A 19,987-nucleotide genomic window follows, 5' to 3' on the forward strand; every position below is an offset into this window, starting at 1 on the left:
ATCTCTGACAATTCCAACAAAGAGAGAGGCAATACCAATGGGTGTGTATGACTACAAAAACTTCGGCACAGCAGACTCCAAGGCGTTGTTCAGCGACGCCATGGCGATCACGCTGTATTCCTATCACAACCTCGACAACGGTTTCGCCACCGGTTACCAGCAAAACGGCTTCGGCTTGGGCTTGCCGGCAACCCTGGTCACCGCGCTGATTGGCGGCACCGATTCCCAAGGTGTCATTCCCGGCATTCCCTGGAACCCCGATTCGGAAAAAGCTGCTCTCGAAGCTGTGCAAAAAGCAGGATGGACGCCGATCACCGCCGCGCAACTGGGCTATGACGGCAAGACCGACGCTCGCGGAACCTTCTTCGGCGAGAAGGACGGTTACACCAGCGCTCAAGTAGAGATTCTCGGCAAGTACGACGCCCAAGGTCATCTCACTGAAATCGGCATCGCCTTTCGCGGCACCAGCGGCCCGCGAGAAATCCAGATCGGCGACTCCATCGGTGACGTGATCAACGATTTGCTGGCGGCCTTGGGTCCCAAGGATTATGCGAAAAACTACGCGGGTGAAGCCTTCGGTAATTTGCTCAGTGACGTTGCAGCATTTGCCCAGGCCAATGGGTTGTCGGGCAAGGACGTGCTGGTCAGCGGCCACAGCCTCGGTGGCTTGGCGGTCAACAGCCTGGCGGACTTGAGCAGCGAAAAATGGTCCGGGTTCTACCAGGATTCCAACTACATCGCCTACGCCTCGCCGACCCAGAGCAGCAGCGACAAAGTGCTGAACATCGGTTATGAAAACGACCCGGTGTTCCGCGCCCTCGATGGCTCCTCGTTCAACCTGTCCTCGGTAGGCGTGCACGATGCCGCCAAGGATTCGACGACCGATAACATCGTCAGCTTCAACGACCACTACGCTTCGACGGCGTGGAACGTGCTGCCGTATTCCATCCTCAACATCCCCACCTGGATTTCACACTTGCCCACCGGTTACGGCGACGGCATGACCCGGGTGCTTGAGTCGCAGTTCTACGACCTGACCAGCAAAGATTCGACCATCATCGTCGCCAACCTCTCGGACCCGGCGCGCAGCAACACGTGGGTCCAGGACTTGAACCGCAACGCCGAAACCCACAAAGGCAGCACCTTTATCATCGGCAGCGACGGCAATGACCTGATCCAGGGCGGTAAGGGCAACGACTACCTGGAAGGCCGCGACGGGAACGACACCTTCCGCGATGGCGGTGGCTACAACATCCTGTTGGGCGGCAAGGGCAGCAACGTGCTGGACCTGCAACAGTCGGTGAAAGAGTTTGTCTTCGCCAATGACGGTGCCGGCAACCTGTATGTGCGCGATGCCAATGGCGGCATCAGCATCACCCGCGACATCGGCAGCATCGTGACCAAGGAGCCGGGTTTTCTCTGGGGTGTGTTCAAGGATGACGTGACCCACAGCGTCACCGCCAATGGCCTTGCGGTCGGTAGCAATCTGACTCAGTACGCTTCAAGCGTGAAGGGCACGACCGGAGCCGACACCCTCAACGCGCACGCAACCGGCGACTGGATGTTTGGCTTCGATGGCAACGATCATTTGATTGGCAGCACCGGCAATGACGTGTTTGTCGGCGGGGCGGGTAATGACCTGATGGAGTCGGGCGGCGGGGTCGATACGTTCCTTTTCAGCGGTGCGTTTGGTCAGGACCGGGTGGTGGGTTATCAAGCCAACGACAAGCTGGTGTTTTTCGGGGTTCAGGGCGTTGCGCCGAACGACGACTTCCGCGCCCATGCCACGGCGGTGGGGCAGGATACGCTGCTGACGTTTGGCAGCGATTCGGTGACTTTGGTGGGCGTGGGGCTGGACAGTTTGTCTGGTAGCGGGATTGTGATCGCCTGAGGGTGATGCGGTGCCGGTAAGGGCCTCTTCGCGAGCAAGCCCGCTCCCACATTTTGATCGCAGGTGTACCCATATTGGGTGTTCACTGAAGATCTAATGTGGGAGCGGGCTTGCTCGCGAAGAACGATAACGCGGTAAACCTGCCTGCCTACGTGACTCACCGTTCACTCCCGGACTCCAATACCTGCACCAACAGGAACTGGCACTAAACCATCAGCCCATCCACGCGTTATCCCTATGACGCCGGTGCTGCATGCCGCCATTGAGTACAGGAGATTTTGCAACGTGAGTAACAGCAAGAGGTTCACCTTCGGTTTGGCGCTGGCCTTGTTATCGGCAACCGCCGCCGCAGAACTGCCTCAAAGCTCGATTCTGACCCGTTACGGGGTCACCTCCGATCAACTGCCCAAACCGGCCGAGATCGAAACCACCAAACCCGCCAAGCCCGTCGAAGAGAAAAGCCGCTTTCAGGTCCAGCCGGAACAGCCGTGGGTGACAGTGCGCCTGGGCGACGGCAAACAACCGGAGAAGACCGGCAATATCAGCATCGATCGTTCGATGCAGCAGGAACGGGAGCGTTGCCAGCGGATGCAGGAACGACTGATGCTCAAAGGAGGACAGTCCTTCTCCTGCGATAACAATATTCTGGGAACTCACTGAGCATAACGGGGGCCTTTGAGAACAATGCTGTTCACTTAAGAGCGTCTTGAGTCAGAGAAACCTGTGGCGAGGGGGCTTGCTCCCGCTTGAGTGCGCAGCACTCACAAAAATCGGCAATGGTTATCAGATTTTTGGGGCTGCTACGCAACCCAACGCGAGCAAGCTCGCTCGCCACATACTGCATGGGCGATCAATAACCCTGCGCACGATCGATCTCACCGAGCATCGGCTCCCCCCGTTGATGCCGGCGAATGTTCTCCAGCAACACCCCAAAGGCGCTTTCTGGCTGGGTCATCGCCGCGATGTGCGGTGTCAGCAGAATCTGCGGGTGGTGCCAGAACGGGTGATCCACCGGTGCCGGTTCCTGCTGCAGCACATCAAGGACCGCGCCGCTCAAATGCCCGCTGTCCAATGCCTCAAGCAAATCATCCTCAACCAAATGCCCGCCACGGCCCATGTTGATCAGCGCCGCGCCGCGGGGCAGTTGCTCAAACAGCCTGCGATCAAGAATGCCCTGGGTCTGTTTGGTCAGCGGCAATACACACAAGAGAATGTCGCACTGACTGAGGAACGCTGGCAGTTGCTGGTTGCCGGCATAACAATCGCCCCCCGGAATTTGATGGGCACTGCGCGCCCAGCCTGACAAGGCAAAGCCCAGCGGTTGCAAGGTCGCCAGAATCTGCTGCGCCTGAGCGCCAAGCCCCATGACCCCGACCCGACGCCTGGCGGCCGGTTGCAGCAAGTGCGCTTGCCAGCAGCGGGCCATTTGTTGCTGGCGATAGCGCAACATGTCCCGGTGCAGGCTGAGCACGGCAAAACTGGCGTATTCGCACATGCCACGGGTGATGCCGGGGTCCAGCAGGCGCACCACCGGCAAGCTCGTCGGCAGGCGATTGAGATCGAGTTGATCGACGCCGGCGGACAAGGCAAACAGCACTTGCAGATTGGGCAGCACAACCTCGAGATCGTCGGGTGCCTGCCACGCGGCCAGGTACTGAATGTCCTTCGGGTCACCGATGTCCGGCCACGCGCGCCATTCGATATCCGGGGCGTGTTCGGCGAACAGCGCTTGCCACTGTTCGCCGCGCACAGGGTCAGCTTTATACAGCAGGGCCATGGGCATTTCCTGATAGGTGAAGGTGCTGCCCATCATCGCGCAACGCCAGCGCAGGATCTGTCGAAAGCAGCGGGTTTAACGCGTTGAGTAACGTTGTATCGGCCACGCACCGGCAGATTCGGCCGGCTAAAGGAATCTGCCGTTTGGCGGGGTGAAAACAGTCGATCCGAATTTCTCAGGGGGCAAGTTCGGCGTAGTTCGTTTCGCGCAAGCCTTAACCTGAACACCATCGCAACCACTTCCCGGTTGCCGGACTCACGATGGGAAATGCCATGAACAGCAAAGTCGACGAAACCCCTCATTTGCTCCGTCAGCGCGATCAATTCGTGCCACGTGGCCTGGTTACCGCGCATCCGTTGGTGATCGATCGGGCCCAAGGTTCAGAATTGTGGGACGTGGACGGCAAGCGCTACCTGGACTTTGTCGGCGGTATCGGTGTGCTGAACATCGGTCACAACCACCCGAAGGTGGTCGCGGCGGTGCAGGCGCAGCTGCAAAAAGTCTCCCACGCCTGTTTCCAGGTGGTGGCCTACAAGCCTTATCTCGACCTGGCTCAGCGCCTGTGCGAAATGATCGGCGGCCAGGAATCCTATAAAGCGGCGTTCTTCACCTCCGGCGCCGAAGCCGTGGAAAACGCGGTGAAGATCGCCCGCGCCCACACCAACCGCTCGGCGGTGATCGCCTTTCGCGGCGGGTTCCACGGCCGGACCTTGCTCGGCACCACGCTGACCGGCATGAGCCAGCCCTATAAACAGAACTTCGGGCCGTTCGCGCCGGAGGTCTTCCACACCCCGTATCCGAATGCCTATCGCGGCGTGACCAGCGACATGGCGCTCAAGGCGCTGGACGAATTGTTGGCCACTCAAGTGGCGCCCGAGCGGGTCGCGGCGATCATTATCGAACCGGTGCAGGGCGATGGCGGTTTCCTCTCGGCACCGACAGAGTTTCTCCAGGCCCTGCGTGCCTTGACTGAAAAACACGGCATCGTGCTGATCCTTGATGAAATCCAGACCGGTTTCGGTCGCACCGGCAAATGGTTCGGCTTCCAGCACGCCGGCATTCAGCCGGACCTGGTCACTGTCGCCAAAAGCCTGGCCGGTGGTTTGCCGCTGTCCGGCGTGGTCGGCAAGGCCGAGCTCATGGACGCGCCGTTACCCGGCGGCCTCGGCGGCACTTACGGCGGTAACGCGCTGGCGTGCGCGGCGGCGCTGGCGGTGATCGAGGCCTACGAGCAAGAGCAGTTGCTGGCCCGTGGTGATGCTTTGGGCGAACGTCTGCGTCAGGGTTTGTTGAGCTTGCAGGCTCGTTACCCGCGCATCGGCGACGTGCGCGGTAGCGGCTTCATGCTGGCGATCGAGCTGATCAAGGATGACGACGCGCGCACCCCCGATGCCGACCTCAACCAACGGCTGATCGACGAAGCCCGGGCCGGTGGCCTGCTGGTGATCAAGTGCGGCGTGTACCGCAACGTGCTGCGCTTCCTCGCGCCGCTGGTGACCACCGAAGCGCAGGTCGACGAAGCGCTGCAGATTCTCGACGCGGCGCTGGCACGAGTCTTGAACTGAGCTCACGCCTGCTCGGGGCGGTGCCACATGGCATCGCCCGTGAGCATTTATGGAGCATGGATTGATGGAATGCATCATCGGAGGCTTTACACACCATGGGGCTGACTGATTATCGAGCGTTGTTGATCGATTGCGATGAGGTCCTGGTGGATCGCGATTCCGGGGTCTGGACGGCGTTGCAGCCGCTGCTCGACAGCCGTGGCGGCCACCCGGACAAAACACAGGTGCTGGCCGAATTCAGCGAGGTGGTGCATGCGCTGTACCCGCGCTTCGGCGAACTGGGTTTCAGCGGCTTGCTGTGTTTCGCCCACCGTCAGTTGGCCGAGCGCTGGGGGCTGAAAGCCAGTTGGGAGGAGGGCATGAGCTTTGCCCGGTCGGTGGCGGGTTGGTCGTTGTTCGAAGACGCGCCCGGCGCCATGCTGTACCTGCGCAAGTTCTATCGGCTGCTGGTGCACGGCGATCGCGATGCCGAGGATCGCGGCCTGCTGTGCGAGCGTCTGGGGATCATGCCCGACGATTTTATTTCATTGGCCAGTGATCCCCTGCGGGATCACGATTGGCTGGCGGCCAATGAACTTGACGCCAAAACCATCCTCCAGGTGACCCGGCCTTCCGCCCGGCAGCAGGGCGCGGGCGCTGTCTGCCTGATCTGTCGCGGCCGGGGCAAACACCCGACGCCGTGCGCGGCGGATTACTGCATCAACAGCATGGCGGATCTGGTGGCTCAGCATCAGCTGTCTTTACGGCGCTGATTTTGCTAGAAGATTGTCTTACAAACGGCAGTCAAGAGGTACGCAATGGAAGGTTTAGTAAAACTGGACCGGATCGACATCAGCATCTTGGTTGAGCTGCAAAAGGATGGGCGCATGACCAACGTCAGCCTGGCCGATGCCGTGGGCCTGTCGGCCAGCCCCTGCCTGCAACGGGTCAAACGGCTTGAGTCGGCCGGGTATATCTCCAGCTACAAGGCTCACCTGAACCTGGCCAAGATCACCGACTCGGTCACGGTGTTCACCGAAATCACCTTGAGCGACCACAAGCGCGAAGACTTCGCCAAGTTCGAATCCAATATCCGTCTGGTCGATGAAGTGCTCGAATGCCACCTGATCAGTGGCGGCTACGATTACCTGGTGCGCTTCATGACCCGTAGCATCCAGCATTATCAGGAAGTGATCGAAAGCCTGCTGGACAAGAACATCGGCATCTCCAAGTACTTCAGCTACATCGTCATCAAATCACCCGTACTCAAGGACGGCGTGCCGCTGCGCAAATTACTGCGTCACTGAAATTCCCTCCGCATATACACCATTCCCTTGCAACCTGCCGCGCCTGTAAAAAAGGCGCGCGACGGGCTAATACCGCAATCCATGTGGGAGCGGGCTTGCTCGCGAAAGCGGTGTGTCAGGCGAAATAAATGTTGACTGTGCCGGCGCCTTCGCGAGCAAGCCCGCTCCCACAGGTTCCTCACCTGACTGACATTGTGCATGCACCCCGATTGGACATCGGCCCCGCCAAACCTCTCAACACGCTTCATGCTGGCGCAGGCCGCATAAATAGCTGTTTACGCCACGAAAACAGTCTTCGTTTGCGTTATGAGCGATGAATTCGGCGCGAAGCACAAAATAGCCTGCGTTGTAATGCGTTCAGAGAGAGGGGCAGATCGTTGCAGGGCTGCGACGATCCGTTGAACAACACCAATCGGAGCGCAAAAAAATGCGAATGAGCCACGCAAAAAAAGCACTGTTGGGTTACGGCGTCTTCATGCTGGCAAGCAGCAGCGAAGCGCATCAAATCTGGTACGAGCAGCCACCGGGGCAACCCCTGGCGTTGTACTACGGGGAATATGACAAGAACATGCTGGAAGTCACACCGGGCGGGATGGACCGGTTCCGGCAACTCAAGGGCTGGTCGATCAGCAACAAGTCTCAGCCGTTGAGCCTGACCTTGCAGCGCCAGGCGTTTGCCGTGGCGCATCAAACCAAGGCGGATGACTCGCTGCTGGCCGAGGACGCGCATTACCCGATCTTCGACCTTCACGACGGCGATAAAACGAAAAAGGCTTACTGGACGCCCGCTACCCGTTGGGTCGGTGATTTGCGCGCCCGCACACCGGAACTGACGCTGGATATCGTGCCTACCGGTGTCGCCGATACCGGCAAGGCACAGTTCCAGGTGTTCTATGCGCACAAGCCCTTGGCCGATCAAGACGTGGTGCTGGAAACCGGTTCCGGCGAAGTGTTTACCCGGCGCACCGATGCGACCGGCAAGGTCAGTTTCGAGCTGCCCTGGCAGGGCATCTATGTGGTGGCCGTCGAATACAAGGACCACACCGCCGGCGAGCGCATCAATCCCCAGGGCCAGGCCGAACCCTTTGACGTGAAGAGCTTCAGTTCGACGTTGTCGTTCTATCGAAAGGAAGGTCAGGTACCCTTGCCGCGGGCACCGTCGCAGCTGCCGGCATCGGAAGTTGCCAGGCTGAAGAAACAGGGCTGAGCCAGCGGTAGTCCACTGACCACGACATGAGTGACTGATATGACCCTATCCACAAGCGTGGCAGGGCAGGCGGGAAGTGTTTCCCCTGCGCTTGCCTCCAGCGCTGCAAAAACCAACACCCGGATGCTCGCCATCGATGCCCTGCGCGGCTTCGTCATGCTCTGCATGCTCGTCGACCATGTGCGGGAAACCTTTTTGCTGCACCGCCAGGTGACCGACCCGATCGACGCCTTGAGCGTGACCCCGGACCTGTTCTTCACCCGATTGCTGAGCACCATCTGCGCCCCGGTGTTCATCTTCCTCACCGGTTTGTCAGCCTGGCTCTACAGCCAGAAACACACGGCCAATGAGACCTCGGTGTTCCTGCTCAAGCGCGGGCTGTTCCTGGTGTTCCTGGAGCTTACGTTCGTGTGCTTCGCCTGGAACGCCGAGTTCCCGCCCAAGACGTTGTGGCTGCAAGTGATCTGGTGCATCGGCATCTGCATGATCGTGCTCGCCGGGTTGCTGCACTTCAAGCGCGGTTGGTTGATCGTGCTCGGGGTAGCGATTGTCGCCGGGCACAACCTGCTCGATGGTGTGACTGTGGGGCCGGAGTCGCCGTTCTTTGTGCCGTGGTCAATCCTGCATCAGCGGGTGTTCATCGACATCACCGAGTTCACCCGGGCTCGCACCACGTATCCGGTGTTGCCGTGGATCGGGGTGATTCTGCTGGGTTGGGCCATCGGGCCATGGTTCGGCAAAGACATGGAACCGGCCGAGCGGATTTCCCGTTTGCTGAAAGTCGGTGTCGGCCTGCTGGTGGCCTTCGTGTTTATCCGCTACTTGAATGTTTATGGCGAGAAGCCTTGGGTGCAAACCGGTGAGTCGCTGCGCACTTTCATGAGTTTCCTGAGCGCGAAGAAGTACCCGCCATCGCTGATGTTCCTGATGCCGACGCTTGGTCTGGGGTTGATTCTTCTGGCGTTGTTCGAGAAAGCCAAGGATCGCTGGTCCACCGCGACTTTGGCGATCTACGGCGGTGCGCCGATGTTCTTCTATTTGCTGCACCTGTACGTGCTCAAGGCCATGTACCTGGTGTCCGTTGCGATCTGGGGCGCCAATCAGGGCACTTATTATGGTTTCGATAACCTGCCCATGGTCTGGCTGTGGAGCGTGATCCTCGGGGTGTTGCTGTTCTTCCCGACGCGCTGGTTCGCCAACCTCAAACAGCGCCGTCGCGACATCGCGATTCTCAAATACCTCTGATTTACAGGCGTTGATTTACAGACGCTGATTCCCAGAGTTGCCCTTCGGTGTCCCCCATTCGGCGGGACACCTTGCAGACCCGCTACGTACGACTGATTTTCCAGGAGTCAAACTGTGAAGACATTGACCACGCACGCCCTGCTTTTGGCTTTGGGAGGGCAAAGCCTGCTCGCTCAGGCATCGGAACAAGACAATGCCAAAGGTTTTTTAGAGGACGGCCAGTGGAACCTGCTCAATCGCAGCGTCTATGACCGTCGCGATTATGAACACGGCTCGCTTAGTAATGGCGCACGCAACGCCTATAAACCCAGGGCCCAGCGCAGTGATCTGGCGGAGGAATGGGCTTACAGTCTGATGGCCGATGTGGCCTCGGGTTTCACCACCGGCACCGTAGGCTTTGGGCTGGACGCGCACCTGTATTCCGGCTGGCAACTGGACAGCGGAGGCGGGCGTGCCGGCAAGGCCCGACTGCTGGGCGTCGACAACGAAGGTCACCCCAAAGACGAGTTCAGCCGAGGCGGCGCGGTGGCCAAGCTGCGTTTTTCCTCCACCGAATTACGTTACGGCGAGCAGCGAGTGAAAACCCCTGTGTTCGGCTCTTCCGACAGTCGCTTGTTACCCGAGACCGCCACCGGCTGGCTGCTAACCAGCCGCGAACTGCCCGGCACCACGTTGTATGGCGGGCACTTCAATGAGAGTACCGACCGTAACGCCAGCAGCCATGACCAAGGCTTCGTGGTCAATTACTCCAACGGTAAACAAGGCAACAGCTTCGACTTGATTGGTGCGCGCAACACCTCGATCAAAGGGCTCAACGCCAGCCTGTTCAGCGCGGTGTACGACGATACCTGGCGTCAGCACTATTTGGGCGCGGTCTACACGCAGCCGTTGGCCGAAGGCCAGGACCTGATCTTCGACCTCAATCTGTATCGCACCCAGGACACCGGCAAAGCCTTGTCGGGCGGAATCGACAACACCACCTGGAGTTTTCTCTCCACCTACAAGGTCGGCTCCCACAGCTTCGGCCTGGGTTATCAAAAGGTCGACGGCGACACGCCCTTCGACTACGTGACCCGCGGTGCGATCTACCTGAGCAACGCGGTGGCGCTGTCCGACTTCAACGCGCCCGAGGAAGCATCCTGGCAAGCCCGCTACGATCTGAACATGGCCGGCTACGGCGTTCCCGGCCTGACCTTCGGCGCACTGTATGTACGCGGCAGCGGCATCGATGGCACTCACATGGACCCGAACGGCGGTTACAAATGGTTGGGCTACGGGCAGGGTGGCAAACATTGGGAACGTGATCTGCAAGCCAAGTACGTAGTGCAGTCGGGACCGGCGAAAAACCTCGGGTTTACCCTGCGGCATGCGGTCCACCGGGGGAATTCGGCGCAGGCCGAGCTGGATGCCAATCAGATTCGTCTGGCGATTGAATACCCGTTGGGTGGGAAGTTCTAAGACAAGCAGGCTCGCTCCCACAAGGGATTTGTGGTGAACCCGTTTTTTTGCGAACGCCACAGATCCAATGTGGGAGCGGGCTTGCTCGCGAAGGCGGACTTACATTCAACCCGGATACTGAATGTTATGGCCTCTTCGCGAGCAAGCCCGCTCCCACATAGTTCTTCATGGCATTTATTTAACGGCGTAAACCTTGCGCACATACCGCGCACTGCTCCAGGCGCACGGTGCGCCTTGCGGTACGAACACGGTGTCGCCGGGGTTGACGGTTACGCTGGTTCCATCCGGTGCCTGCAAGGTCACGCTGCCTTCGAGCAGGTGCATCAGCTCGTTGAGTCTGTGCGCTCGGCCATGGCGGGTGTACGGCGTCGAATCCCAGACACCGACGCGCAGATCAGTGGCGTCATCTTCGAAGGCATTGCGGGATCGGCACTGCGGTGTAGGTCCGATCAGTATTTGCGGTTCCGGGGCCGCCGATGGGGACAGCATCGCCAACGGGTCGAGGGCTGTCAGCCCCGGCGTCGGTTCGGCAGTGGGGATGCTGACGGCGCAGAAGGCCCAGCAAGTGCCCGGTTGCGGCTGAACTCGCAGGGTCGTACCACGACCGATCACGGCGCTGGCACCGATCCCCAGTTCCAGCGTCTGTTCCCGGGATTGCAGCACGACATGCCCGGCATGGACCACGATCACTTCGGTGTGCGGAAAGTCATCGATATCGAGGGTTTTGCTGGTGTGAACAATGCCCGCTGATACGCCGTCGGGCCCGGTGTAGGCGACCTGACGACCGTCCATGAACGGATCGATGGAGCTCAAGGGGGCTGCTTTGAAAGGCGTAGAAATACGGCTGCCGTCGGCGCGAGCCAACAGCAGAACGGTAGGTTGAGACATACGGGTGACGCTCCCTGCAAATGGGGGATAGAAGGTGTTGGATGGCGCTTGCTTCATCGCGCGCCGGGGTCAACCAATGGCTTGGGTGACGAGGGCAAATTGGCGGACGCCGTTGACCGCTTGCGGCGGTGTGCCGAGTGCCATTTGTGCCACAGTGTCGACCTGCTTGAGACCGGCCTGCTCCAGCCATTCGCCCAAGCCACTGTCCGCCGGAATGTCGATCCGCACGAAAGCCTCCGGCACCTGGGCCAACAACATGGCGATCAGGTGTTTGGCCTGCTCGGGGGTTTCAGCGATGACCGGGCCGAGGCAACGACCACGACCGAAAGGGCGCAGCAGGGCAAAGGCACGCAATTGACCGTCGCGCTCGATGCCCACCGATTGCTCGACCACCCCGAACAGATCCGTGAGCACCGCTTGGCGGTCCAGCCCGCTGCCGGCGTTGGCCAGCTCCAGTTGACGCGCCTGATCAGCCGCGCGCAGCGGGCGACATTCTTCACCGTCCGCCAGTGCTTCCAGCGCGGGTGCTTGCGCCTGGCCTTGATGCTGCTGAACCCGGCCGAATTCGACAAAACCCTGGCTGACGTAAAGCGGTGCGCCGGCGAGGGTGGCATTGAGCATCGGCGTGCATGAGTGGCAAGCCTCCAGCGCGTATTCCATCAATCGACGACCAATCCCCTTGCCTTGATAGTCGTCACTGACGATCACCAGGCCGATGGTCGCGAACTTGCCTTGCGGGCAGGTGAATGCGCTGCCGATCAGTCGCTCACCATCGAGCACCACAAAGCCTTCGCTGACCCGCTGCAACATCGCCCAGTCTTCCAGGCGATGGGGCCACTTCAACTGCACGGACAAGGCATGGGCCGAAGGAATATCGGCGGCAGTCATCGGCCGATAGACATAAGAAGGTTGCGAGGCGGACATGGCGAGTCTCCGTTTTCAGTGTGCGCGATCAACCGGTTTTCCGGCGCTAGGGTGCCTGTATCCCATCTGCGTGAAGGCCTGACAAGGGGGCCTGGAAGATTCGGCAGATTCCTCACGTCGCAGGCCTGCAGACCACACTTACTACTAAATTGCCCCATAAGGTCGGCAGCAAATGCTTGGGCTTTTTTTCTACGATGGAAGCCTGAGTTCACGCCTCGCCGTCCCTTTTTGGAGTGCTCCATGGATAGCTTCGATCCTCGCCATATCGCTGTGCGCAGCGCTCACTTTATTGCCGGTCAATACCGCGATGCCCGACCGGGACTGGAGGTGGTTCGCCCTTCGGACGGCCAGGCCTATGCCCAGTTGCCAATCGCTGATGCCGACCTGGTGGATGAGGCGGTCAATGATGCCTGGCAGGCTTTTAATCGCAGCGACTGGGCCAGTCGTCCACCCCGGGAACGGGCGCGTGTCATGCGCCGCTGGGCCGATCTGATCGAAGCCGATGCCGCCATTCTGGCGCCGCTGGAAGCGGTGGGTTCGACCCGCCCACATAAAGATGTGATCGCCTGGGACATTCCTTATGTTGCCGAGGGCATTCGTTTCTTTGCCGAACTGGCGGACAAGCACGGCGGCCATGTCGCGGCCACGCAGACTGATCGATTGGGCATGCAGATCGCCGAACCGTACGGTGTGATCGCGGCCATTGCGCCGTGGAATTTCCCGTTAAGCATGGCCTCCTGGAAAGTCGCTCCGGCACTGGCCGCCGGTAATGCCGTGGTGCTCAAGCCGTCGGAGCTGACGCCGTTCTCCAGCCTGCGCTTCGCCGAGCTGGCGCTGCAGGCGGGTATTCCAGCAGGGATTTTCAACGTGGTGCAGGGCGATGGCCGCGTCACCGGCGATGCCTTGTGCCGTCATCCACGGGTGGGCAAGGTCACCTTCACCGGGTCCACGGCGACCGGGTCGAGCATCATGTCTACCTGCGCGCTGGTGGGGCCGAAACCGGTGACGCTGGAGCTGGGCGGCAAGAGTCCGCAACTGGTGTTCGCCGACGTGCCGGACATCGCGACAACCGCGCGCACCGTGGCGCTGGCCATCACCGGCAACGCCGGGCAGGTGTGCGTGTCCGGTTCGCGGCTGTTGATTGAGCGTTCGATCATGGAACCGTTCATTGCGCACTTGCAGGCGTATTTCGAAGAACTGCGCCCGGGGCCGACCTGGTCGTCCGAGAGCACGCTGTCGCCGATCATTTCCCGGCTGCAGGCCAGCCGCATTGACGGCATCGTCCAGCGCTCCCTTCAGGCCGGGGCCGAAGTGTTGACCGGCGGTGGCTTGTTCGAAGGGCTGGGTGGTGCTTATTACCAACCGACCTTGTTGGCGGGTCTGGACAACCACAACCCGGCGGTCTGCGAAGAAATCTTCGGCCCGGTGCTGACGGTGCAGGCGTTCGATGATGAAGAGCAGGCATTGAGCCTGGCCGCACACGCCACCTACGGCCTGGCGGCGGGGGTGCACACCGCTGACATCAATCGTGCGTTGCGGCTGGTCCGGCGTCTGGAAGCGGGCACGGTGTGGGTCAACCGTTACGGACGCAGCAACGACTACATCCTGCCAACCGGCGGCTACAAACGCTCCGGCATCGGCAAGGACCTGGGGCGCGAAGCGTTCGAAGCCAACTTGCGCTTCAAGAGCGTGCTGATCGATATCGTGCAATAACGCCTGACACATAACCCTGTGGTGAGGCGGCCTGTGGCGAGAGAGCAAGCTCCCTCGCCACAGGGATCCGCTGACCGTTGATCGTCGACAGGTTTCAAATCGCACCCAAACGGGCGCTTCCTCACCGAAGCGCCCGTTTTCGTTCCGCGCGGCGCAGGTTCTGCCGTGAATGCGGGCGTTATTGAGCCTCGCGCGGCCATCAAGGTCCATAAAAGCGCACAAATACGGGGTTTGCCCAAGGCTGGAGCGAGCCGCAAAGTCTGCTGAGGGGGGTGGCTAAAACGGTGGTTTGTATCAAGCAGAGGTCGCTTTTAACGCCATCTGCTGGTTTCACGGTGTTGTAATGACGGTGTGCTGCAGCGTTGCATCGCCGCTCCCGAAACGCAGCGAATACCTGTCGCGCCATGACCTCAACGAACTTCAGGACCGCACTCAATGAGCTTTCTTCGCCCCAAATTCATTACGTTCGACTGCTACGGTACGCTGACCAATTTCCACATGGGCACGATGACTCGCGAACTGTTCGCCGATCGCGTGGTACCCGAGCAGATGGATCAGTTCGTCAAGGACTTCTCCGCCTATCGTCTGGATCAAGTGATGGGTGACTGGATGCCATATGACGAAATCCTCAAGACCTCACTGGCGCGAGTCTGTAAGCGTTGGGGCATCGAATACCGTGACGAAGGTCAGCTGTATTACGACGCCGTGCCGACCTGGGGCCCACACCCGGACGTGCCGGCCGGCCTGTCGAAAATTGCTGACAAGATTCCTCTGGTGATTTTCTCCAACGCCAGCGACAGCCAGATCATGTCCAACGTCGACAAACTCGGCGCGCCGTTTCACAAGGTTTTCACCGCCGAACAGGCCCAGGCCTACAAGCCGCGTCTGGCCGCATTCGAGTTCATGCTCGATAACCTCAACTGCGGCCCGGAAGACATCTTGCATGTGTCTTCGAGTTTCCGTTACGACCTGATGCCGGCCCACGACATGAAGATCAAGAACAAGGCCTTTGTCGCCCGCGGTCACGAGGTTCCGGGCAATGCGTTCTACGGCTACCAGCAGATCACCGACATCGGTGGGCTGGCGGCGCTGGTCGGTCTCTGAGTCGAACGGTAACGGCATTCTTCATTTGGCATAGGCGGGTTAGACATGGGCAGTGAATCCTACTGGCTCGACACCGCACCGGCGTTTACCGGTGCTCAGCTCGGTGCATTGCCCGGGCAGGTCGACGTGGCCATCGTCGGTGGTGGTTTCACCGGCCTGGCGGCGGCGCGGGCATTGGCGCTGAAGGGCGCCAGTGTGGTGGTGCTGGAAGCCGGAAGGGTGATCGGCGAAGCCTCCGGGCGCAACGGCGGCCAGTGCAATACCGGCGTTGCCCAGGACTACGCCGGGCTGAGCGCCAGCCTCGGTGCCGACAAGGCCCGCGCTTATTACCAGGCCTATGAAAGCGCGGTGCAGAGCGTGGTGTCGCTGGTGGAGCAGGAGCAGATCGCCTGCGACCTCAAGCGCAACGGCAAGCTCAAGCTGGCGGCCAAACCGATGCACTACGAAGGCCTGGCGCGCACCTGCGAATTGATTCGCCAGGAAGTCGATGCCGAGGTCGAGTTGCTGACCGCCGAACAGACCCGCGCCGAAGTGAATTCCGCTCAGTTCCACGGCGGCTTGCTGCAACGCAACGGCGTGCAGATGCACGTTGGGCGTTTCGGCGTCGGTCTGGCCGAGGCCGCGGCACGTCACGGTGCGTTGATCCATCAAGGGACGTCAGTGACGGACTGGAAAGCCCAGGCCGGCGGCTATCGGGTCAATACCAGCAAGGGTTCGCTGCACGCCGGGCAAGTATTGCTGGCGACCGGCGCCTGCCAGCACGGCGGTTTAGGTTGGTATCGGCGGCGGATCGTGCCGGTCGGCAGTTTCGTGATCGCCACTGAGGTGCTGCCACAGTTTCTCATCGATCAGCTGCTGCCCGGTCGGCGTGCCTATGTCACCAGCCGCATGATTGGTAACTACTTTCGCCTGACCCCGGACAACCGCTTGCTGTTCGGCGGGCGTGCGCGGTTTGCGATGTCCGACAGCGTGTCCGACGCCAAGAGCGGCAAGGTGCTGCAAGCGGCGATGGTGCAGATGTTCCCGCAGTTGGCCAACGTCAAGATCGATTACTGCTGGGGCGGACTGGTGGACATGACCTCCGACCGCTTGCCTCGCGCCGGTCAGCACGGCGGTGTTTATCACTCCATGGGCTACAGCGGCCATGGCGTACAGATGTCGGTGCACATGGGGCAGGTCATGGCCGAGGTGATGGCCGGCAAGGTCGAGGCTAACCCCTGGCGCGAACTCGACTGGCCGGCGATCCCCGGGCATTTCGGCAAGCCGTGGTTCCTGCCGTTCGTGGGCGCTTATTACCGTTTCCAGGACTATTTTCATTGAGTTGATGTTGTGGCGTCACCGTCGTTTGCGTTTCCAGGACGCCCCGGATATCCGTGGGCACTCGAGCCTCATTTTTTCGACAGGTACAACTGATATGACTGACAACAAAATCGACTCGACACTGATTTCCGGCCAGGAAAGTCTGCGGGTATTCGAAGGCCTCAATCGCGGCATGTCGCGCCGCAACGCCTTGCAGATGCTCGGCGTGGCGGGTGTCGCCGCAGCGGGTGCCGGTAGCCTGTTCGGCGCCGCCGGCAAATTGTTCGCCGAAGAAGCAGCGACCCCGGGCAAAGGCAAGCCGGGCGGGCGCATTCGCGTCGCCGGCATGTCCAGCTCCACCGCCGATACCCTGGACCCGGCCAAGGGCGCGCTGTCCACTGACTACGTGCGCCACTTCATGTTCTACAACGGCCTGACCCGTTTCGACAGCCACCTGGTGCCGCAACTGGAACTGGCCGAGCGCATCGACAACACCGACGCGACGCTGTGGATCATCACCCTGCGCAAGGACGTGACCTTCCACAACGGCAAAACCCTGAGCGCCGCCGACGTGGTGTACTCGCTGTCGCGCCACAAGGACCCGTTGACCGGTTCCAAGGTCATGCCACTGATGGCGCAGTTCGAGGAGATCAAGGCCACCGGCACCCACGAAGTGCAGATCCGCCTGAGCGCGCCGAACGCCGAACTGCCGTCGATCCTCGCCGTGTCGCACCTGATGATCGTTCCCGAAGGCACCACCGACTTCAATCAGGGCATCGGCACCGGGCCGTTCAAGGTCAAGGAATTCAAACCGGGCGTGCGCTCGATTGCCGCGCGCAACACCGGCTACTGGAAACCGGGCCTGCCGTACCTGGACGAGATCGAATTCATTGCGATTGGCGACGAACCATCACGGATCAATGCGTTGCTGTCGGGCGACGTGCACATCATCAACGAGGTCAACCCACGCTCGACCACGCGGATCAAGGCCAGCACCACCCACCGCGTCGTCGATGCACCGTCGGGCAACTACACGGACCTGATCATCCGTCAGGACCAGATGCCGGGTAAAAGTGCGGAATTCACTCAGGCCATGAAGTACCTGCTGGACCGTGAACAGGTCAAATCCGCGGTGTTCCGTGGCTTTGCCGTGGTCGGTAACGACCATCCGATTTCCCCTGGTTCGCGCTATTACAACGCCGACCTGCCGCAGCGGGTCTACGACCCGGAAAAAGCCAAATTCCTGCTGAAGAAGGCCGGCATGGAAAGTATCAGCATGCCGCTAATGTGCTCACCGGCCGCAACCGGTTCGGTAGACATCGCCGTGCTGTTACAGCAATCGGCGAAACAGGCCGGGCTCAAACTCGACGTCAACCGCCTGCCCAGCGATGGCTACTGGTCCAACCACTGGATGAAGCACCCGTTGAGCTTCGGCAACATCAACCCACGGCCGAACGCCGACGTGATGTTCTCGCAGTTCTTCCAGTCGAGCGCGCCCTGGAACGAGTCGGGCTGGAAGAACGATCAGTTCGACCAGTTGCTGATGCTCGCCCGCGGTGAAACCGACGACGCCAAACGCAGCAAGATGTACGCCGACATGCAGGCCCTGGTGCACGACCACAGCGGCATCGGCGTGCCGGTGTTCATCAGCAACATCGATGGCGTCGACCAGCGCATCAAAGGCTACGGCAGCAACCCGTTGGGCGGTTTCATGGGCTACATGTTCGCCGAGCAGATCTGGCTGGATGCTTGATCGGCCGCACACGCGTGTAAGCGGGGATATTGCATGAGGGTAGGGCGATGAATAGCAACACACTGTGGTTGATCGGCCGGCGCCTGGGCGCGGCGGTCGTGACCTTGTTGATCGTGTCCATGGTGGTTTTCGCCATCACGGCGGTACTGCCGGGGGACGCGGCGCAACAGGCTCTCGGGCAATTCGCCACGCCGGAACAGGTGGCGGCCTTGCGCCTGAAACTGGGGCTGGATCAACCCGGTGTGGTGCGTTACCTGCATTGGTTGATGAACCTGCTCAGCGGTGACATGGGGCAGTCGGTGTCCAACGCCATGCCGGTCAGCGACTTGATGGCCGGGCGGGTGCCCAACACGCTGATGCTGGCGGCCGTCACGGCGCTGGTGTCGGTGCCGGTGGCGCTGATCCTCGGCATCGGTTCGGCCATGGGCCGCGGCGGGCGCATCGACAGCTTCCTCAGCTTTGTCACCCTGGCCCTGGTCGCGGTGCCGGAGTTTCTAGTGGCGACCCTGGCGGTGCTGATTTTTGCGGTAAACCTGGGCTGGCTGTCGGCGTTGTCCTATGCCAGCGACATCACCTCACCGCTGCAGTTTCTGCGCACCTACGCCTTGCCGGTGATGACGCTGTGCTGCGTGATTGTGGCGCAAATGGCGCGCATGACCCGGGCGGCGGTGATCGATCAACTCGACAGTGCCTATGTGGAAATGGCCCGGCTCAAAGGCGTGAGCCCGATGCGAATCGTCCTGCGCCATGCCTTGCCCAACGCCATCGGGCCGATTGCCAATGCCATCGCCCTGAGCCTGTCCTACCTGCTGGGTGGGGTGGTGATCGTCGAGACCATCTTCAACTATCCCGGCATCGCCAGCCTGATGGTCGATGCGGTGACCAACCGCGACATGGCGCTGGTTCAGGCCTGCACCATGCTGTTTTGTACGGCGTACCTGGGGTTGGTGCTGATTGCCGACCTGTGCGCGATTCTTTCCAATCCGAGGCTGAGAAACCAATGAACGATCTCATTGCGAAATCGGCGCCTGCCGGCCCCGAACTGGCGCTGGGCAAGGTCTCCCATGGGCCGTCGTGGCTTGGTCTGGTCGGCGCTGCGATGTGTGTGATCTGGTTGCTGGTGGCCATCTTCGGTCCGTGGCTGGCGCCGCACCCGGTGGGCGAAGTGATCTCCGACAACGTCTTCGACAGCCTCAGCGCGGCTTACCCGTTGGGCACTGATTACCTGGGCCGCGACATGCTCAGCCGCATCCTCGTCGGCGCGCGGTTCACCGTTGGCCTGGCGTTGATTTCGGCAGTGCTGGCCAGCACGCTGGGCACCGGATGTGCGTTGCTCTCGGTGGTCTCGCCGAAGTGGCTGGACGAGGTGATCAGCCGGTTGATGGATGCCTTTATTTCCATTCCGAGCAAGATGCTGGCGCTGATCATGGTCTCGGCTTTCGGCTCCTCGGTGCTGTTGCTGATCTGCACCGCGGTGCTGAGTTTCACCCCCGGTGCATTCCGCATCGCCCGCAGCATGGCGGTGAACATCGAAGCGCTGGAATACGTGCAAGTGGCCCGCACCCGTGGCGAACGCCGGCTGTACATCGCGTGCGTGGAAATCTTGCCGAACATGCTTAACCCAGTGTTGACGGATCTGGGACTGCGCTTCGGTTTCATCGTGCTGCTGCTCAGTGGCATGAGCTTCCTCGGCCTGGGCGTGCAACCACCGGATGCAGACCTTGGCTCGCTGGTACGGGAAAACATCGGCGGTCTCAATCAGGGCGCGCCAGCCATCGTGATTCCAGCGCTGGCCATCGGCACTCTGACCATCGGCGTGAATCTGTTCATCGACCGACTGTCGTCACGGCGTAGTCGACGTGCGGGAGGTCATTGAA

At 60.8% G+C, this 19,987-nt stretch carries 17 protein-coding genes; 14 read left to right on the forward strand and 3 right to left on the reverse strand.

Annotated elements, in window-relative coordinates; genetic code table 11:
• Positions 1–37 precede the first annotated feature (37 nt).
• On the forward strand, positions 38–1,891 hold the full coding sequence (locus AB7M29_RS18035) for a polyurethane esterase (protein WP_454247444.1): 1,854 nt from the start codon (positions 38–40) through the stop codon (positions 1,889–1,891).
• 285 nt (positions 1,892–2,176) lie between these two features.
• On the forward strand, positions 2,177–2,551 hold the full coding sequence (locus AB7M29_RS18040) for a hypothetical protein (protein WP_448724054.1): 375 nt from the start codon (positions 2,177–2,179) through the stop codon (positions 2,549–2,551).
• A gap of 190 nt (positions 2,552–2,741) precedes the next feature.
• Here the strand turns inward: AB7M29_RS18040 and AB7M29_RS18045 are convergent, their stop codons facing one another.
• Positions 2,742–3,668, reverse strand: coding sequence for a 2-hydroxyacid dehydrogenase (locus tag AB7M29_RS18045; RefSeq protein WP_454248725.1), 927 nt, complete (start codon positions 3,666–3,668; stop codon positions 2,742–2,744).
• Between the two features lie 272 nt (positions 3,669–3,940).
• Between AB7M29_RS18045 and gabT the strand changes: the two genes are divergently transcribed.
• The 6 genes from gabT (at position 3,941) to AB7M29_RS18075 (ending at position 10,429) form a co-directional block, all read left to right on the forward strand.
• Entirely contained in the window at positions 3,941–5,233 is a 1,293-nt protein-coding gene (gabT, locus tag AB7M29_RS18050) for a 4-aminobutyrate--2-oxoglutarate transaminase (protein WP_454247445.1), read from the forward strand.
• A gap of 95 nt (positions 5,234–5,328) precedes the next feature.
• On the forward strand, positions 5,329–5,985 hold the full coding sequence (locus tag AB7M29_RS18055) for an HAD family hydrolase (RefSeq protein ID WP_123359475.1): 657 nt from the start codon (positions 5,329–5,331) through the stop codon (positions 5,983–5,985).
• A gap of 45 nt (positions 5,986–6,030) precedes the next feature.
• A complete protein-coding gene (locus AB7M29_RS18060; RefSeq protein ID WP_008055821.1) occupies positions 6,031–6,519 on the forward strand; it encodes an Lrp/AsnC family transcriptional regulator in 489 nt (162 codons plus the stop codon).
• A 433-nt stretch (positions 6,520–6,952) separates the two neighbouring features.
• On the forward strand, positions 6,953–7,726 hold the full coding sequence (locus tag AB7M29_RS18065) for a DUF4198 domain-containing protein (protein ID WP_454247446.1): 774 nt from the start codon (positions 6,953–6,955) through the stop codon (positions 7,724–7,726).
• Positions 7,727–7,765: 39 nt separating this feature from the next.
• Complete coding sequence (locus tag AB7M29_RS18070) at positions 7,766–8,971, forward strand: DUF1624 domain-containing protein (RefSeq protein ID WP_454247447.1); 1,206 nt, start codon at positions 7,766–7,768, stop codon at positions 8,969–8,971.
• Between the two features lie 114 nt (positions 8,972–9,085).
• Positions 9,086–10,429, forward strand: a complete 1,344-nt coding sequence (locus tag AB7M29_RS18075) for an OprD family porin (protein WP_454247448.1) — start codon at positions 9,086–9,088, stop codon at positions 10,427–10,429.
• Positions 10,430–10,603: 174 nt separating this feature from the next.
• On the opposite strand, the gene AB7M29_RS18080 is transcribed toward AB7M29_RS18075, so the two are convergent.
• Together AB7M29_RS18080 and AB7M29_RS18085 are read right to left on the reverse strand one after the other, a co-directional pair.
• The gene (locus AB7M29_RS18080) at positions 10,604–11,317 is read right to left on the reverse strand and encodes a cupin domain-containing protein (protein WP_454247449.1); all 714 of its coding nucleotides are present in this window, start codon (positions 11,315–11,317) and stop codon (positions 10,604–10,606) included.
• 69 nt (positions 11,318–11,386) lie between these two features.
• Positions 11,387–12,241: a GNAT family N-acetyltransferase gene (locus AB7M29_RS18085; protein WP_454247450.1), complete on the reverse strand. Its 855-nt coding sequence runs from the start codon at positions 12,239–12,241 to the stop codon at positions 11,387–11,389.
• 240 nt (positions 12,242–12,481) lie between these two features.
• Here AB7M29_RS18085 and AB7M29_RS18090 point away from each other — a divergent pair, with 240 nt between their 5' ends.
• From AB7M29_RS18090 to AB7M29_RS18115, 6 genes are all read left to right on the forward strand, one after another.
• The gene (locus AB7M29_RS18090) at positions 12,482–13,954 is read left to right on the forward strand and encodes an aldehyde dehydrogenase family protein (protein WP_454247451.1); all 1,473 of its coding nucleotides are present in this window, start codon (positions 12,482–12,484) and stop codon (positions 13,952–13,954) included.
• A gap of 435 nt (positions 13,955–14,389) precedes the next feature.
• Positions 14,390–15,058, forward strand: a complete 669-nt coding sequence (locus tag AB7M29_RS18095) for a haloacid dehalogenase type II (RefSeq protein WP_123359468.1) — start codon at positions 14,390–14,392, stop codon at positions 15,056–15,058.
• A gap of 45 nt (positions 15,059–15,103) precedes the next feature.
• The gene (locus AB7M29_RS18100; RefSeq protein WP_454247452.1) at positions 15,104–16,378 is read left to right on the forward strand and encodes an NAD(P)/FAD-dependent oxidoreductase; all 1,275 of its coding nucleotides are present in this window, start codon (positions 15,104–15,106) and stop codon (positions 16,376–16,378) included.
• A gap of 94 nt (positions 16,379–16,472) precedes the next feature.
• Complete coding sequence (locus tag AB7M29_RS18105; RefSeq protein WP_201060413.1) at positions 16,473–18,110, forward strand: ABC transporter substrate-binding protein; 1,638 nt, start codon at positions 16,473–16,475, stop codon at positions 18,108–18,110.
• Between the two features lie 47 nt (positions 18,111–18,157).
• Positions 18,158–19,114 (forward strand): ABC transporter permease, encoded by a 957-nt coding sequence (locus AB7M29_RS18110; protein WP_123359465.1) that lies wholly within the window; start codon positions 18,158–18,160, stop codon positions 19,112–19,114.
• The gene (locus AB7M29_RS18115) at positions 19,111–19,986 is read left to right on the forward strand and encodes an ABC transporter permease (RefSeq protein ID WP_123359464.1); all 876 of its coding nucleotides are present in this window, start codon (positions 19,111–19,113) and stop codon (positions 19,984–19,986) included. Before AB7M29_RS18110 ends, AB7M29_RS18115 begins: the two co-directional genes overlap by 4 nt.
• The last annotated feature ends 1 nt before the right edge of the window (position 19,987 follow it).

The organism is Pseudomonas sp. F-14 TE3623 (genome assembly GCF_053629015.1).

Excerpts from the sequence above, each read along its gene's own strand:
- AB7M29_RS18070 (WP_454247447.1), top strand. The coding sequence starts at position 7,766 with ATGACCCTATCCACAAGCGTGGCAGGGCAGGCGGGAAGTGTTTCCCCT.
- AB7M29_RS18080 (WP_454247449.1), bottom strand. The coding sequence starts at position 11,317 with ATGTCTCAACCTACCGTTCTGCTGTTGGCTCGCGCCGACGGCAGCCGT.
- AB7M29_RS18045 (WP_454248725.1), bottom strand. The coding sequence starts at position 3,668 with ATGGCCCTGCTGTATAAAGCTGACCCTGTGCGCGGCGAACAGTGGCAA.
- AB7M29_RS18060 (WP_008055821.1), top strand. The coding sequence starts at position 6,031 with ATGGAAGGTTTAGTAAAACTGGACCGGATCGACATCAGCATCTTGGTT.
- AB7M29_RS18110 (WP_123359465.1), top strand. The coding sequence starts at position 18,158 with ATGAATAGCAACACACTGTGGTTGATCGGCCGGCGCCTGGGCGCGGCG.
- AB7M29_RS18100 (WP_454247452.1), top strand. The coding sequence starts at position 15,104 with ATGGGCAGTGAATCCTACTGGCTCGACACCGCACCGGCGTTTACCGGT.
- AB7M29_RS18095 (WP_123359468.1), top strand. The coding sequence starts at position 14,390 with ATGAGCTTTCTTCGCCCCAAATTCATTACGTTCGACTGCTACGGTACG.
- AB7M29_RS18105 (WP_201060413.1), top strand. The coding sequence starts at position 16,473 with ATGACTGACAACAAAATCGACTCGACACTGATTTCCGGCCAGGAAAGT.
- AB7M29_RS18055 (WP_123359475.1), top strand. The coding sequence starts at position 5,329 with ATGGGGCTGACTGATTATCGAGCGTTGTTGATCGATTGCGATGAGGTC.
- AB7M29_RS18085 (WP_454247450.1), bottom strand. The coding sequence starts at position 12,241 with ATGTCCGCCTCGCAACCTTCTTATGTCTATCGGCCGATGACTGCCGCC.
- AB7M29_RS18090 (WP_454247451.1), top strand. The coding sequence starts at position 12,482 with ATGGATAGCTTCGATCCTCGCCATATCGCTGTGCGCAGCGCTCACTTT.
- AB7M29_RS18035 (WP_454247444.1), top strand. The coding sequence starts at position 38 with ATGGGTGTGTATGACTACAAAAACTTCGGCACAGCAGACTCCAAGGCG.
- AB7M29_RS18065 (WP_454247446.1), top strand. The coding sequence starts at position 6,953 with ATGAGCCACGCAAAAAAAGCACTGTTGGGTTACGGCGTCTTCATGCTG.
- gabT (WP_454247445.1), top strand. The coding sequence starts at position 3,941 with ATGAACAGCAAAGTCGACGAAACCCCTCATTTGCTCCGTCAGCGCGAT.
- AB7M29_RS18115 (WP_123359464.1), top strand. The coding sequence starts at position 19,111 with ATGAACGATCTCATTGCGAAATCGGCGCCTGCCGGCCCCGAACTGGCG.